Source organism: Phosphitispora sp. TUW77 (assembly GCF_048453025.1).
Classification (GTDB): Bacteria; Bacillota; Thermincolia; order Thermincolales; family UBA2595; genus Phosphitispora.
Genome location: NZ_CP156677.1, coordinates 372,534 through 388,336, shown reverse-complemented (window position 1 = coordinate 388,336; position 15,803 = coordinate 372,534). Strand labels below are relative to the sequence as shown.

Here is a 15,803-nt window from a genome sequence, read left to right as displayed (position 1 = left end):
ACCCCCTAAAGCCGGAACTGTGAAACCATATTCTTTAACTCCCGGGCCATCTGGGCCAACTCTTGGGAAGAACCCGATATCTCTTCAATAGATGCCGTCAATTCTTCTGTAGAAGCCGACACTTCTTCAGCCGCAGACGCGTTCTCTTCAGAAATAGTCGCCACATTCTGCATAGATGAAGTAATCTCCTCAGTTGAAGCAGACATTTCTTCAGTTGCAGCTGTATTCTCCTCGGTTATTGCCGCAACATTACCGACCGCTTTGGATACCTCACGGCTGTTTGCCAATATATCATTGATTAACCCCATAATCTTATGTACATTATCCCCGGCACTCTTAACTCCAATTACTATTTCACTCAAGGATTTACCTGCATCCTGAGCGAGACCAACACCTGCTTCCACCTCTTTGGTGCCTACCTGCATTGATTCTACGGCTACATTAGTGCCCCTCTGGATATCGGTAATAAGCTGTGCTATTTCCTTTGTAGCTTTACCTGACCTCTCGGCCAGTTTGCGAACCTCGTCAGCTACCACGGCAAAGCCTTTGCCATGCTCACCTGCCCTGGCCGCCTCAATAGCGGCATTTAAAGCTAACAAATTGGTTTGTTCCGCAATATCGTCTATAACTTGGATAATGTCACCGATTTTCTGGGAATGTTCACCCAGTTCATGAATCCTCTGGGATGTGTCAAATACTGCTTCTTTAACCTTAAGCATACCTTTAACAGTTTTCTCTACAGATTGCCCGCCATTTTCGGCTAATACACCATTCTGTTCTGATACCTGCTTGACATTTTCCATGCCATCTGCCATTGCATCTATTTTGCTTACCATATCATTAACCATATCAGTTGTTTTGATAACATTTAGATTCTGTTCCCCTGCTCCGGACGCTACCTGCTGAATCGATTGGGCCATCTGGTCCATAACTTGTACTATTTCGGTAACACCTTCAGCTTGGCTGGAAGAACCCTTAGCCACCTGCTCAATAGTCTGGGCTACCTGCTGGGTAACCTTGGCAGCCTCTGCAGAATTAGAAGACAACTGTTCACTGGTTCCTGCCACAGACTTAGAGGAATTATCTATTTTATGCAGCAAGTCCTTGAGATTTTTTACCATACCAGTGAACGAATCATTCAAATCCTTAATTTCATCATTACTCTTTAATTCCGGAAAAGTCACAGCAAGGTTTCCATCGGCTACCTCCCCGGCAACCCCTGCCAACAGCTCAACAGGTTTTGAAATATTGCGGCTTATAAAAATTCCTAAAAGAAGACTGATAATCAAAGCTACACCGGCAATCGCCAAAAACAACTGACTGCTTATGCCGCCATACCTAATTGCTTCATTAATCAGAGCTTGATTGCTTTCATCAACCAATGAGCCCCATGTATCAGTATTGGCTTTATAATCCTTAAAAATCGGCCTCGCTTTAACACCAAAATTAAAAGCAGATACCATATCCCCGGCCTCAACAGCCTTAATGGTGTTTTGCACAATATCGTCATATTGTTTGGTAAGTTCTTTTTGCTTAGCAAGTAATTCTTTAGATTTTTCGTCTGTAAGGAGCTTTTCAATTTCTTCATAAATTTCTGTTTGGTTCTTTTTAGCATCATTATAAGTATCAATATAACTCTTGTCTTTGTAGCTGATATAGCCCCGTATGGCAGCAGCCTGTTCAACCTGATAATACCCTAAATGTGCTATTCCATCAGATATCGGCATATTAGTCTCTATAATCTCATTATACATTTGGTTAATATTTGCAGTAGAATTCTTACTAAAAATAGATACCATTAACAATATAAGTGCTATGAAAATAAAGCCTCCCAATATTTTTTTTCCAATTGTTAAACGCATTTAGCACACCCTCCTTTTTTTGTCCAATATACCTGCACTTTAAATACACTGCAGTTTGCGCGCAATCGACAGATTCACCCCCATAATTTGTTTTTTCGACAAATTATATAATGCAATAATCGTGCCAATATTAATGTTTTTATCAATAATAGTTGCTATAACTGTTTTCGTGTGTATTTATCTAAAAAATAAACCAGGTGGCTTTCATGTAAAGAGTATCATAGTGTGCCGATCGGCACACTATGTTCCTAAAAGAACAATATTAAGAAGTTTTATCTCTTATCCGGTCAAGGCGGCAATAAAGAGATTTTCTAGATATCCTCAGATAACGGGCAGTTTCCGCTTTATTGCCATTATGCATTTCCAGAGCCTTAAGCACCACCCTGTCCACGTAATCTTCGAGAGGCAAGCCGTCATAAGGAAGAATAAAACTGACCGGATCTACCGGAGGAGGGGATTCTTGATTTGCAGAACAATTAGTGCTATAGCTGCCTGTAATGCTTAGATGTTCAGGTTTTAATACATAGTCATCGTGCATAAAGACACCCCACTCAATAACATTACTCAATTCCCGAATGTTACCGGGCCATTTATAGGACATCAAAATTTCCTTAGCTTTGTTACTAATAGTTTTAAATTTCTTTTTCTTTTTGGCAGCAAATTCAAGAAGCATTTCTAATGCAAGAGAACATATCTCCTCTTTCCGCTCTCTCAGTGGTAAAAGTTTTAGGCTTCCAACATTCAGCCTGTAATACAAGTCAAGCCTGAAAAGTCCATCTTTAACCCGTTCAGATAAATCGACATTGGTAGCACAAATAATCCGGACATCTGATTTTATATTTTTCAGCCCTCCAACCCGGTAGAACTCTTTTTCTTGAATAACTCTCAAAAGCTTAGCTTGGAGTTCAAGCGACAGCTCTGCGATTTCATCAAGAAACAAGGTGCCGCCTGAAGCCAGATCAATTTTCCCTTTACCTCCTTTAGACATTGCCCCGGTATATGCTCCGCCTTCATAACCGAATAATTCACTCTCAAACAAGCTGGGCATCAAGGCAGCACAGTTTATACCTACAAATGGCAAATCGGTACCCTCAAAACCATGGTGAATCAACCTTGCTATAACTTCTTTCCCTGTTCCTGTCTCCCCTTCAATCAATACCGGTATTGCCCGGTCAAAATGCAGTTTATTAGCTCTGCGAATCACTTCTTTCGACTGCTCAGAGGTACTGATAATTTTCCCAACATCTGCCACTGTTATTTGATCTTCAATTTCATAATCAATGTCTCCTTGCTTGGAATCTGCAACTTTAGTTATCCTGTTCCCATCCTTTTTCAGTTTATCTGTTTCAATTAAATTCCGTTGAGAATTCTTAATTTTTTCAATAATAGATGCCAACTTGTTAATATCAACTGGTTTAAGCAGATAATCTCTAGCTCCGGCCCTCAATGCCTCAATAGCTGTTTCCATATCCCCATGACCTGTAAAAATAATTACCTCCGGACCGTCAAGGCACTTTGACCCCTTAATACTGCGCAGTAATTCAATCCCATTCATCCGGGCCATCTTAATATCAGTCATCACAAGCTCATATTTCTTATTTTGTAATGATACCAATGCCTGCCGCCCGTCTTCACACCCCGATACAGCATGCCCTAGATCCAACAAAAACTCCGTCAGGCTTTCCCTGCTGTCTTGATCATCTTCAACCAGAAGAATATTCATGAAATTTTACCTCCGTAAAAGCTATTCAAATCTCATATTTCCCTTGGTAAAAAAATGGAAAAAATAGTGCCTTCCTTTTCATTGCCGTCTACAGTGATATGACCATTTAAGTCTGTAATTATAGAATGAACTATAAAAAGCCCCAGCCCCATTCCTTCATCGGGTTTAGTAGTAAAAAACGGTTCAAACAACTGGTCTTTAACTTCCCCGCTGATGCCAATTCCATTATCTTTGATTTTCAGCACAATGCAGTCCTCAAAATTAGTTGTACATACTATTTCCTTGAACTCTTTGGCACTTAAATTTAAAGCCTGGATAGAGTTAATTAATAAATTTAAAATTACCTCTTCAATCACATTTCTTCTAGCCAAAATTCTTGGCAGATTTTCAGCAAGGTCTAATTTAACTTCTATCCCGCTGCCGTTTATAAGGCTGGTTATAGAATTTATTGCGCTTAGAACAGCTTGGTTTAGGTCACATGGAACCAACTCAGTCTCGCCATCTTTTTTTATTATTGAACGGATATGTCTAACGATATTGCTTATCTTATCTATCTGATTTGACATCTTAAATAATTTTTCAATTAACTCTTCCTGCGAAATCTCTTTTCCCCTTTTGTGCCAAAAAAGTATACTGTCTGTCATCACCTTTAGGCTGTTTAACGGTTGATTAATTTCATGTGCAACACAAGCGGCCATAGCTCCAATAGTAGCCATCCGGACAGCTCGTTCTGCTTTTTGACGTGAATGTTCCAACTGTTCTTCAATTCTTTTTTGTTCCGTAATATCATAACAGTTGACTACTATCCCAAATACTGCCGGGTTGTCCAACAAGTTAGTTCCAAGAGCTCTTAAATAATGCCATGTCCCGCTTTTATGCATGAAGCGGTACTCAGTTCCGATACCGACACTGGGAACTTTATGTATTAGTAAAAAATCATTCAAAGCACGGTCTACATCTGCAGGGTGGAAATATTCAAAAGTATTACGCCCCAGCAGTTCTTCCGGTATATAACCAAGATATCGTTCTACCGAAGGACTTACATACGTTATTTTCCCAGTAGCATCAAGCACTACGATAATATCGGAAACATTCTCTATTAAAGAACGATAATATATTTCACTGCGTTTCAATTTCAGCTCTGATTTTTTCCGTTTAGTAATGTCTTCTAATAAAGCTATTATTTCTGTTATATTGCCTGACCCATCTCTCATTGGGGTCGGGAAAATCGCCAGATGCACTTCTTTACCATATTTCGTTAATCCAATAGTTTCAAAATTTATATAGCTTTTCTGCAGAATTCCGCGCTGGAATTCGTTTAATAAAGCTTTTTCCTCAGCAGCGCTTACAATCAATTGTTTTTTACCAATAACTTCACTTGCCTTCCAACCAGATACATCTTCAGCAGCCTTATTCCAAATAGTTACAGTAAATGTGATGTCAAATCCAATTATCGGCCAGGGTGACACCTCAATTGAATTCCTAATAGTTTCACTGTGTTTTAATTTCGCAGCTGATGAAGCAATAATGTCCTCATTTATATAATTTTTACCTGAAATTTTAATCCCTTTCACCACTTTTCTTTTAAACCTTGAGCAAAAAAATATGAATACAGTATTGTATTTATAAATATTGTCTGTAAGTTGAATTTATTAGATATTCACCCTACAAATTCCTTCCTGTTTCGACATTTTTTTTCAAATTTTGTATGTTAACCACCGTTGCTGTATCAATAACAAGCATCGCGGCATATTATATATCATCTTTTAAAGCCCTACAACCAAAAGGAGGTCGACAAACTTGGCCAACGGCAAAATTAAAAAAATGTTCCCGGGCGGGAACACTTCACAGGGGTTCTATTCTTACTATGATAATATTATCGAGCCTGATGCCAAACGGATTTTTGTAATCAAAGGCGGGCCCGGTGTCGGAAAATCCACACTGATGAGAGCTATCGGTGAAACTATGTTTGATAAGGGGTATAGCGTTGAATTCCACTGCTGCTCCTCAGATAACAGTTCCCTTGACGGGGTATGTATTCCAGAAATCGGGATAGCCATGCTGGACGGTACAGCACCCCATGTCGTAGACCCCAAAAATCCCGGAGCAGTCGATGAAATTGTCCATCTCGGTGATTTCTGGGATGAAAACCTGTTAAGAAAAAATAAGAGTGCAATATTAAAAACGAACCATCTGGTCGGGCGTTTCTTTCAAATGGCCTACTTTGCTCTTAAAGAGGCAAAAGTAATCCGTGACGAGTGGGAAAGCTATATAACTGAAGCAATGAGTTTTGCCGGAGTTAATGCAGTAACTCTTAAGATTTCAAAAGAAATCTTTTCTGATGTAAAACCAGATTTCAGCCGTCCTGCCAAAGCACGACATTTGTTTGCCAGCGCTATTACCCCTGACGGGTCAATAAACTACCTTGATACGATTCTTCAGGATATACGTAAACTGTATATAATCAAGGGGGAACCTGGCAGCGGCAAGGCTGCACTGATTGCTAAACTGACTGACCAGGCAGCTGGTCTCGGGCTTGACAGCGAACAGTATCATTGTTCACTGATTCCTCAAAACATCGATGTTCTTGTGATACCAAAACTATCAGCAGCAGTTGCTAATTTATCGGAACCGGTATGTTTTGACCCCATATGCCTGCCTAATCTTGAAATTTCCGAAGAAATCAACCTCTCAGCTTTTCTGAATTCAGAAACCCTGAGCCATTATGCTGAGGAAATTATAGGGTGTAAGACAAGGTTTCATGCTGCCTTTAACAGGGCTGTAAAAAGAATTAATCAGGCCAAGGCAGAACATGACCTGATGGAATCATATTATGTCCCTGCCATGAACTTCAAACACATTAATGCTAAAAAAGAAGAACTCCTGGCACGAATTATCAAATATGCTGAAGAAAAGAGTATACACTGACCTCACGCTCAGCACTCAGCATTAATCAAATCATACCCTTTTTCCCAACAGTTGTCTGAATTTCCCGCGAAAATTAGTTTTAAAATTAATGAACCTGCCATATAATACCGGGTGACGCTTTTTTATCTTATGAAGCTGTGTTTTTGCCCATCTGGATTCATGTGAAAGTAAATAAAGCCCTATCAGCAAAAATAGTATGCCTTGTAAAAACGGAAGAAACAGTCCGGCAATCCCAAGTATTATAAAAAGCCACCCTAATATCATTATCAAAATCCGTTTTGCCTGTGCCTGCATGGTAAGTGCATCCTCTCTTTTCCAAGTCAACTTCACGTGTAAAATTCTAATCAACTGCTGTCGCAATGCAACAGCAGTATTTTATTATTATCATTCAGCATACAATAAATTCTGTTGGAAAACCTGGCTGTTTCTATTTTATTTTTTTATCCTCTCTACCATCAGTTTGCCCTGACACCTCATATGCCATAATAACAGCCTCAGCAACCTTTTTCATGGTCGTTCTTTGCTTCATGCTCTGCTGCTGAATTTTTCTGAAGGCTGCCTGTTCCGAAATCCCTTGGGTTTTCATCAAAATACCCTTAGCCTTAGCAACAACCTTTCTTATCTCCAAATCCTGTTTCAACCGATTTACCTCACACTCCAGACCTGCCACCCTGAGATATGATGCATAAGCATATTCCATCACTGATAAAAGCTGGAACCTGTTTACGGGCTTAAATACAACAGGAAAAAAACTATTTTCTGCAGCCCTGCCGGCATATTCTTTTTCAGCATAATCCAGCATCAAAACAACTGCACAGACCCGCCCCTCGTCTAGAATCCTGGCAAGTTCAAAACCATTCATTACCGGGAGGTTTGCCGCCACCAATACCAGTTCAGGCTGAGTACTTCTAATCATCTTCAAGGCTGACATTCCATCCTCAGGCTCACCTACTATGAAATACCCCGCCTGATTCAAAAACTCGACTATTTTTTTCCTTGCCTGGCTGTCTCTTTCAGCTATAATTACCCGTAATCTCTCCATACAGTATGCTCCTCGTTGAGACCGCAATTCTTTCTCATTATTTTATCACAATCAGTATTCAAGTGCCACATAGGGATTATTATTACGTATCTGTTGCAATAAATCTAACCGGAGGGAAGTAAAGTGAAAGAGGGCGAAGCCATATGGCTCAGCCCCCCGGTGATTATATTTCTGTATTATTGTATATTTATACGATACCTTGGTCAAGCATGGCATTAGCTACTTTAACAAATCCTGCAATATTTGCGCCATTAACATAGTTAACGAAATCGCCCTTCTTACCATATTCAACACACTGGCTGTGAATAGCTTTCATGATGTCGTTAAGCCTTTGGTCAACTTCTTCACGGGGCCAGCTCAGGCGCAAGCTGTTCTGGGACATTTCCAGGCCGCTCGTAGCCACACCACCGGCATTGGCTGCTTTACCAGGACCATAGAGAATCTTACTGTCAAGGAAAATATCCACTGCTTCGGGAGTACTGGGCATATTAGCCCCTTCAGAAATACAAATACATCCGTTTTTAACCAGTTCTTTGGCTTCTTCGCCGTTAAGTTCGTTTTGAGTAGCACATGGCAGAGCGATGTCACAAGGAACATTCCATGGACGCATATTTTCATAATACTCACACCCGTACTTATCAGCATACTCTTTGAGGCGACCGCGTTTTACATTTTTCAATTCAAGAATAAAGGCCAGTTTTTCAGCATTCAAGCCATCCCTGTCATAAATTGTCCCATTGGAATCCGACATAGTAACTACTTTGGCACCCAACTGCATCGATTTTTCAGCGGCATACTGGGAAACATTTCCGGAACCGGAGATAGCTACTATTTTGCCCTCAAAAGAGTCACCACGTGTTTTGAGCATTTCCTCAGCAAAGTAACATGCTCCGTAACCGGTTGCTTCCGGACGAATCAGGCTGCCGCCCCAGGTAAGACCTTTACCGGTGAGAACTCCGGTAAATTCATTGCGGAGTTTCTTATACTGACCAAACATAAAGCCTATTTCCCGGCCGCCTACACCAATATCCCCTGCAGGAACATCAGTATCTGCCCCAATGTGGCGGAACAGTTCACTCATAAATGCCTGGCAAAAACGCATTACTTCATTATCAGACTTACCTTTGGGGTCAAAATCGGAACCGCCCTTACCGCCACCCATAGGAAGGGTAGTTAAGGAGTTCTTAAATACCTGCTCAAAGGCCAGGAATTTCAGCACACCAAGATTTACCGAAGGATGGAAACGAAGTCCTCCTTTATAAGGACCGATAGCACTATTCATTTCAATACGGAAGCCACGGTTAACCTGGACTTCACCCTTATCATTAACCCAGGGCACACGGAACATAATAACCCGCTCCGGTTCTGCTATCCTTTCCAGGACCTTGGCCTCCTTGTACTTGGGATTTGCCTCAATAAAAGGCATCAAAGATGAAACCACCTCGTGCACTGCCTGATGAAATTCATTTTCACCAGGGTTACGTGCAATAATCTGTTGCATAAAACTTTCAATACTCAATTTATTTTCCTCCCTTTTAAAAAATATACTCTCTCGGAAATTCGAGATACTTTATATTCAAGGCTTAACGCCTTGGATTTCTTAATGGATTAAAAAAAGTATAACATATTCATTTTAAAAAAAATTGTACAAATCGGAAATATAGTGGTTCAATCATCACCCTTTTGTGATAGATATAATTTGATAACAAATAAAATCATCCCCAAAAGCAGGTCTATTAATAACCTGTTCCTGAGGACGCCATTGCCCTTGCTACTGTTGGTGCGAAGATGTAAAACCGTGTCAAACAGTGGCATTTATTTAACTCACATACACAATTATATCAAAACAGCAAATATTTTCAATACTTTTTTTACATCATTTCATTACTGTGAGCTATATCTTTGAGGGCTTATTTCTGCAAACACGTATATTCTTTTATTATTTTGTCTTTTTAAAACAACGGCAAATATTCCTCCAATTCCCACAAATGAACATGAGTTTGGAACTTCTGCCATTCCAACTCTTTTGCCATAATATATTTAGCGGCCAAGCCTTCACCAATTGTGTGAATAACTAATTCATCTTGTTTCAAAAGGTCAATAGCTTTTTCAAGATTCTGCGGCAAGGTCAAAATATTTCTGGCGCGGCAGTCTGCCGGTGACAATGTAAAAAGATTTTCATTTACAGGCTGGGACGGTCGAAGCTTATGTTTTATCCCTGTCAGCCCAGCCTTAAGCAGGACAGCTGTAACCAAGTAAGGGTTGCATGCCGGGTCCGGGTTCCTAAGCTCCACCCTTGTTTCTTCTGACCTATTGGCAGGAACCCTGATAATCGTATTCCGGTTTTCAGTCGACCAAGCCACATAACATGGGGTAAGGTGTCCAGGCACAAGCCTTTTATAAGAATTTACAATAGGGTTGGTAATTGCAGCAAAAGAACGGGCATGATTTATCAGTCCCCCTACATAATAACGTGCCATATCACTTAACTGATCAATTCCCTGGGGGTCATAAAAAGTATTATCAAGGCCCCGGTAAAGTGTCTGATAGATATGAAGTGCTGAACCGCTTAAATCATTGGCTGGCTTAGGCATAAAGGAAGCATGAAGTCCATGTCTCTTAGCAATAGTACGGACAACAAACCTGAATGTAATCAGCTTGTCCGCCGTTGATAAGGCATCATCGCTTTTTAACGATATCTCGTGCTGGCCCGGAGCAAACTCATGATGTGAAGAAGCAATCTCAAAACCCATTTCTTCTAAAGTCAACACCATGTCACGGCGCGCGTTTTCCCCCAGGTCTACAGGGGAAAGGTCACAATAACCTGCAGTATCATGTGTCAGGACAGTAGGTTTGTTCCTTTCATCCGTCTGGAATAGAAAAAATTCCGTTTCTGCCCCTACCATCATTCGCAGGTCCAATGTTTCCGCCTCTGAGATAACTTTTTTGAGGACATTGCGACAACAGCATTCATAAGGGGTCCCGTCAGGATTCACAATATCACATATAAGCCGGGCGACTGCGCCTTCCCTGGGTCTCCATGGAAATATAACAAAACTTGCGGGATCAGGCAGCAGACAGATTTCCCTCTCCCTGTTGCCAACCATGCCGTCAATTACCGAGCTGTCAAACCTAATCCTGCCTTCCATGGCTTTAGGAAGCTCGTCAACAGTAATGGCAATATTCTTAAAAATTCCGAAAATATCGGTAAACTGCAGCCGAATAAATTTCACATTATATTCCTGTGCCTGCTCAAGAACATCTTCTTTGGTAAGATTTCTCAAGATAAGTCACCCCCATCTGTTACCTTTCTTGGCATCATAATCTTTATTAAGTGTTTGCTACATTTTGCATTGGTATACATTTATCCATACTTAATTTCTGAATATATTTAAAAGCCTGCTGCTCAGTCATGCCTTTGTGTTCTATCAACAATCCTTTTGCCTTTTCCAGGATTTTTCGGGTCTCTACCATATGTTTTAATTTTCGGGTCTTTTCTTCATACTGGCATATTTTCTTAAAAGTAGCGACACATACTTCTATTGCAGGAAAAAGATTGGTATCCTCAACAGGCCTCAAAATATAGGAAAAGCTCCAGTGTTCCAGTGCCTGAATGACCTCATCCTGCCGGTCAATTTCAGTCACCAGAAGAACTGGGGCGCCCCTGTGTTCATCAATAATTTTGGCTATCTCCAACCCATCCCGCTCAGGAAGCTGGACATTAAGAATAACCAGGTCCGGTTGGGTGTTAAAGACCATTTGAAGAGCCTTCCGACCATCAGACGCCTCTTCAACAACCATATGCCCGGCATTAAGAAGCTTGTCTTTTAAAAATTTGCGGAATACAGGATCCGTATCAGCAATTATTATCCTTAACCCATACATATCCGCACCTCGAATTAAGTTTCGCACATCACAATGTCTCAAGAATACACCCGTGGTACCCGGTCACTTATCATACAAACTATTTCATAATTAATAGTGCCCATCAAATCCGCCAGTTCATCAGCAGTTATGTGCTGCTCTCCCTCCCGGCCTATCAGAGTAACGACATCTCCGACCTTGACTTCAGGCACCTTACTTACATCAATAATAAACTGATCCATACAAACTGTACCTATTACAGGCACCCGAACGCCATGGACAAGAACATGTGCTTTGTTAGATAGAAGCCTGCTGTAACCATCTGCATAACCTACAGGTATGGTAGCTACCGTGGTCTCACCTCCGGTAACAAAACTCCTGCCATAACTGATACTGGTACCTGCCGGGACCGTTTTAACATATGCTACCCTTGCTTTAAAGCTAAGTGCAGGCATGAGGTCAAGTTTGCTTGTTTGCACCTCTTGCGAAGGATAAAGTCCATAAATGCTGACCCCCGCCCGAACCATATCCAAGTGAACACCTGGAAGGTCAATAATAGCTGCACTGTTTGCAGCATGTTTGATAACATCAGGAAAACCTTTTTTTCTCAAGCAGGAAATAACTTTTGAAAAGAGATTATGCTGATAATATGTATATTCTTTATCATCTCTGTCAGCAACCGAAAAATGTGTCATAATCCCTTCTGCTGCTATGCCTGGAAGAGCCGCAGCCCTAATAATATTATCAATCGAGTTGTCATCTGCAAGAAAACCCAGCCTGCCCATTCCGGTATCTACTTTAATATGTATTTTGGCCTGTTTTCCTAATTTTAACGCAGCCCGTGATATGGCTTCCGCACCTTCTATGCTATACACTGTCTGGGTTATGTCCAAACTGATTGCCTCTTCTGCTTGCTCACCAGGAGTATAACCAAGTATCAAAACCGGAACGGCAATCCCTGCCTGACGCAGTTCACGCGCTTCATCAAGCATAGCTACACCAAGACAGTCTGCGCCGTTATCAAGAATTATTTTACTTACAGGGATAGCCCCGTGACCATAAGCATTGGCCTTAACTACTCCCATTATTCTGACGCCGGGCGCAACAGCCCCGCGCAATTGTTTCATGTTATGCGCTATGGCGGAAAGGTCTATTTCCACCCAGGCAGGTCTCAGGCTCAATTTACCTGTCAACTCCTTATGAAGGGTTTTTCATGGCTAGTGACCTAATGATATCTGCTCTGCTGATAATGCCAACCAGTTTACCCTCTCTGGTCACAGGAACCCTGTTAATTCCGTTGTCAGCCATTATTGTCGCAATTTCCTCCAAATCAGTATCCTCATCAACTGTAATGGGATCCTCTGTCATCAAACCTTCTACCTTTACAGCAACCACTTTTCTCAGGGTATCCTTGAATTCCGCCGGGTCATCCAGATAAATAACCCCGCCAAGAATCTGAATATAAGATGGCACACGAAGTTCCTGACTTCTTAGCATTAGGTCCCCCTCGGTAACAATTCCGATAACCTCTCTATCTTTATTCAAAACAGGGACCCCGCTAATTTTTTTATCCAGCAGCAGCTTAATAACATGCTCTACAGTATCATCAGGGGAAACAGTAATCACATCAGCAGTCATTATATCCTTTGCTTCCATTCTATTAAACCTCCTCATTAATTGTGACCTTAATTGACTTGGGTAAGCAATCCATTACATCACCCGCCACCAAAGAAATCATGCCTTTTTCCAGTGCCGCGATATCTCCAGCCAGCCCATGAAAATAGACTCCGGCAACTGCTGCTTCAATGGAAGTCAAGCCCTGTCCAATAAGTCCGGCAATAACACCTGTAAGAATATCTCCGATTCCTCCGGAAGCCATTCCCGGATTACCTGTTGGGTTAATATAAACTGTTCCATCCGGGCCGGCAATGACCGTCCGGAAACCCTTTAGAACAATCACTGCATTCCACCTGACAGCGGCCTCCAGAGCAACCTCAACCCTATTGTTTTGAACTTCGTTGATTTTTATCCCCAACAACCTAGCCATTTCTCCGGGGTGCGGAGTAAGCACCGGTACTGCCTGACACGTCTTCAAAATGTCAGGACTGTCGACAAGCGCATTAAGCCCGTCAGCATCTATAACAGCCGGTTTTCCCAATTGGGGGAGAATTTCCCGAACAAATTCAACCGTACTTTCATTGGTAGAAATACCGGGGCCAAGTGCCAGAACATCATAGGCCTCCATCATTTCAAGCACAGCTCCTGTTGCCTTCAGGCTTATAGTCATTTCTTCAGTTTCCGGAAGTGGTTTAGTCATCACCTCGGTTAGCTTGACTTCCATCAAGCTGTGAATGCCATCCGGAACAGCCAGGGTTACTAATCCCGCTCCTGCCCTCAGGGCAGCCATGCTTGCCATAGCGGCGGCGCCGGATAAACCCTGCGAACCACCCACAACCAATATTTTCCCATAACTCCCCTTGTGACCATCTAAAGCCCTATATGGCATCAGATTCCGAACTGTTTCGGGAGTAGTCATAAATCTCTTAATGTATTGGCTTTTTAAAAGATTAGGCGGAATTGAAATATCAGCAACTATCAGTTCTCCAGCATATAAAGGCCCCTCCTGAATAACCAAGCCTATTTTAGCCTGGGCAAAAGTAACTGTTCGGGAAGCCTTAATACAAGTGCCGTGGGTTTGACCCGTATTTGCCTCCAGACCTGACGGAATATCTACTGCTATAACCGGGTTACCGGAAGAATTAATTATTTCGATGATTTTACCCACATGTTCGCTCACTGCTCCCCTGAATCCTGTGCCAAAGATGGCATCTACAACCAGATCGGTATAAACCATTGAAAGCTTGACAATATTCAAACTGTTGGGATTAACAATGGAATATGGGTTATGTCCCATTGATTGGAGAATGTTCAGGTTGACCTTGGCATCACCTGTAATATCATTAATATCAGCAAACATTAAAACCTTAACTTCAGCCCCTGCATTCAATAGGTGCCTGGCCACAACAAAGCCATCACCGCCGTTATTTCCCTTTCCGGCAAAAACAGTAATAGTCTTGCCCCGAGGCTCTCCTATCATTTCCTTTATCTCTTTTACTACCTGAAGTCCCGCATTTTCCATCAGGACCACTCCGGGAATGCCCAGCTCGTTAATAGCTGTCCGGTCAAGATTTTGCATCTCCTCTGCTGTCAACAGATACATCTGTGCCACCTCACTGATAATTAACTTCAGTAACCCGTTTACCCGTACCGGAAAATCCAGCATGAGCAACCACAAAGGCCACAGCATATTCTTTACAATGACTGAGAGATATTTCGAAACTGTTAATACATAACCTTTTGGCCATTTCCAGGGCAGCTCCGCTGAGTATGGCTTCAGGTCTCCCCCAGTCATTCTTAACAATCTCTATATCAGTCCAACTAACCCGGCCAATCCCTGTACCCATAGCCTTGGCAAGGGCTTCTTTAGCAGCAAAACGGGCAGCCAATGAAGGCCACGGGTATTTTTTAGCCATACAATAGTCTTGTTCATTTGCTGTAAAAATTCTGGAACCAAATTTCTCAGAAGCCCTGAAAGCGTTCTTAATACGAGAGATTTCAATAATATCAACACCGGTTCCCTTAATCAATTCAATTTTTCCTTCCTTTCAGTTAATCTGTTCAATTTGCATTATTTGACAACAATTACGTTCAAGTATTCAGCTTTAATAATATTTACCGTATTTGCCTTGGATATATTCATTCTCCAAAAAAATATAAAACCCTGCAAGAATAAGCAGGGCTTCAAATATCATCTTTTTAGGCGGTCTCGTTCTTGAACTCCTGAAGCTGTTCTTTTTCTTCGTCACTTAACAGCCTGTCCAAATCAAGAAGAATCAAAAGCCTTTCCTCAACCTTAGCCACACCGGTAATATATTGGGAATCAATGCCACAGACCATATAAGGAGCGGGCTCTATATCAGAAGAATTTATCCTGAGAACCTCAGATACTGAATCAACCTCAATACCAAAAGTATGATTTACTACCTGGACTACGATAAAACGTGCTTCTCCTGTGTACTCCGTTAAGGTCAGGTCAAATCTCTTTTTCATATTTAAAATAGGTATAATTTGTCCCCTAAGATTAATAATCCCCTCAATAAACACCGGGGACTTAGGCACCTTAGTTGTGGTTGTTAATCTATTAATTTCTTTCACCTGGATTATAGGAACACCGTATTCCTCATTTCCCAATTTAAAAACAACAAATTGCAATTCCTTTCCGGTTGCAAAGCCCTCTGACAAAATATCCACCTCCAATAACAATCCTAAGACATACTTCAATACAAGACATATTTCGACACAAGACATATTTCGACATTTTTTA

14 protein-coding genes are annotated in these 15,803 nt (G+C 41.4%); 1 reads left to right on the top strand and 13 read right to left on the bottom strand.

Going from position 1 to position 15,803, the window contains the following annotated elements; all coding sequences use genetic code 11:
• Positions 1–5 precede the first annotated feature (5 nt).
• The 3 genes from ABFY19_RS01895 to ABFY19_RS01885 all read right to left on the bottom strand — a co-directional run bounded on the left by ABFY19_RS01895 (position 6) and on the right by ABFY19_RS01885 (position 5,159).
• Positions 6–1,862, bottom strand: coding sequence for a methyl-accepting chemotaxis protein (locus tag ABFY19_RS01895; protein WP_418791580.1), 1,857 nt, complete (start codon positions 1,860–1,862; stop codon positions 6–8).
• Between the two features lie 262 nt (positions 1,863–2,124).
• Positions 2,125–3,585 (bottom strand): sigma-54-dependent transcriptional regulator, encoded by a 1,461-nt coding sequence (locus ABFY19_RS01890; protein ID WP_418791579.1) that lies wholly within the window; start codon positions 3,583–3,585, stop codon positions 2,125–2,127.
• 32 nt (positions 3,586–3,617) lie between these two features.
• The gene (locus ABFY19_RS01885; RefSeq protein WP_418791578.1) at positions 3,618–5,159 is read right to left on the bottom strand and encodes a PAS domain S-box protein; all 1,542 of its coding nucleotides are present in this window, start codon (positions 5,157–5,159) and stop codon (positions 3,618–3,620) included.
• A gap of 226 nt (positions 5,160–5,385) precedes the next feature.
• Here ABFY19_RS01885 and ABFY19_RS01880 point away from each other — a divergent pair, with 226 nt between their 5' ends.
• A complete protein-coding gene (locus tag ABFY19_RS01880) occupies positions 5,386–6,513 on the top strand; it encodes a PRK06851 family protein (RefSeq protein ID WP_418791577.1) in 1,128 nt (375 codons plus the stop codon).
• A 30-nt stretch (positions 6,514–6,543) separates the two neighbouring features.
• On the opposite strand, the gene ABFY19_RS01875 is transcribed toward ABFY19_RS01880, so the two are convergent.
• The 10 genes from ABFY19_RS01875 to ABFY19_RS01830 all read right to left on the bottom strand — a co-directional run bounded on the left by ABFY19_RS01875 (position 6,544) and on the right by ABFY19_RS01830 (position 15,721).
• A complete protein-coding gene (locus ABFY19_RS01875) occupies positions 6,544–6,843 on the bottom strand; it encodes a PGPGW domain-containing protein (RefSeq protein WP_418791576.1) in 300 nt (99 codons plus the stop codon).
• Positions 6,844–6,940: 97 nt separating this feature from the next.
• A complete protein-coding gene (locus tag ABFY19_RS01870; RefSeq protein WP_418791575.1) occupies positions 6,941–7,555 on the bottom strand; it encodes an ANTAR domain-containing response regulator in 615 nt (204 codons plus the stop codon).
• 187 nt (positions 7,556–7,742) lie between these two features.
• On the bottom strand, positions 7,743–9,056 hold the full coding sequence (gene gdhA, locus ABFY19_RS01865; protein WP_418792514.1) for an NADP-specific glutamate dehydrogenase: 1,314 nt from the start codon (positions 9,054–9,056) through the stop codon (positions 7,743–7,745).
• Between the two features lie 451 nt (positions 9,057–9,507).
• Positions 9,508–10,839, bottom strand: a complete 1,332-nt coding sequence (locus ABFY19_RS01860; protein WP_418791574.1) for a glutamine synthetase family protein — start codon at positions 10,837–10,839, stop codon at positions 9,508–9,510.
• Positions 10,840–10,885: 46 nt separating this feature from the next.
• Positions 10,886–11,440 (bottom strand): ANTAR domain-containing response regulator, encoded by a 555-nt coding sequence (locus ABFY19_RS01855; RefSeq protein ID WP_418791572.1) that lies wholly within the window; start codon positions 11,438–11,440, stop codon positions 10,886–10,888.
• Between the two features lie 38 nt (positions 11,441–11,478).
• Positions 11,479–12,546 (bottom strand): alanine racemase, encoded by a 1,068-nt coding sequence (gene alr, locus ABFY19_RS01850; RefSeq protein ID WP_418792513.1) that lies wholly within the window; start codon positions 12,544–12,546, stop codon positions 11,479–11,481.
• 70 nt (positions 12,547–12,616) lie between these two features.
• Positions 12,617–13,075 carry a CBS domain-containing protein gene (locus ABFY19_RS01845; protein ID WP_418791571.1) on the bottom strand — a complete coding sequence of 153 codons (459 nt, stop codon included), beginning with the start codon at positions 13,073–13,075 and terminating at the stop codon, positions 12,617–12,619.
• Between the two features lie 4 nt (positions 13,076–13,079).
• On the bottom strand, positions 13,080–14,639 hold the full coding sequence (locus ABFY19_RS01840; RefSeq protein ID WP_418791570.1) for an NAD(P)H-hydrate dehydratase: 1,560 nt from the start codon (positions 14,637–14,639) through the stop codon (positions 13,080–13,082).
• 10 nt (positions 14,640–14,649) lie between these two features.
• Positions 14,650–15,066, bottom strand: a complete 417-nt coding sequence (acpS, locus tag ABFY19_RS01835; RefSeq protein ID WP_418791569.1) for a holo-ACP synthase — start codon at positions 15,064–15,066, stop codon at positions 14,650–14,652.
• 169 nt (positions 15,067–15,235) lie between these two features.
• A complete protein-coding gene (locus ABFY19_RS01830) occupies positions 15,236–15,721 on the bottom strand; it encodes a chemotaxis protein CheW (RefSeq protein ID WP_418791568.1) in 486 nt (161 codons plus the stop codon).
• Positions 15,722–15,803 lie beyond the last annotated feature (82 nt).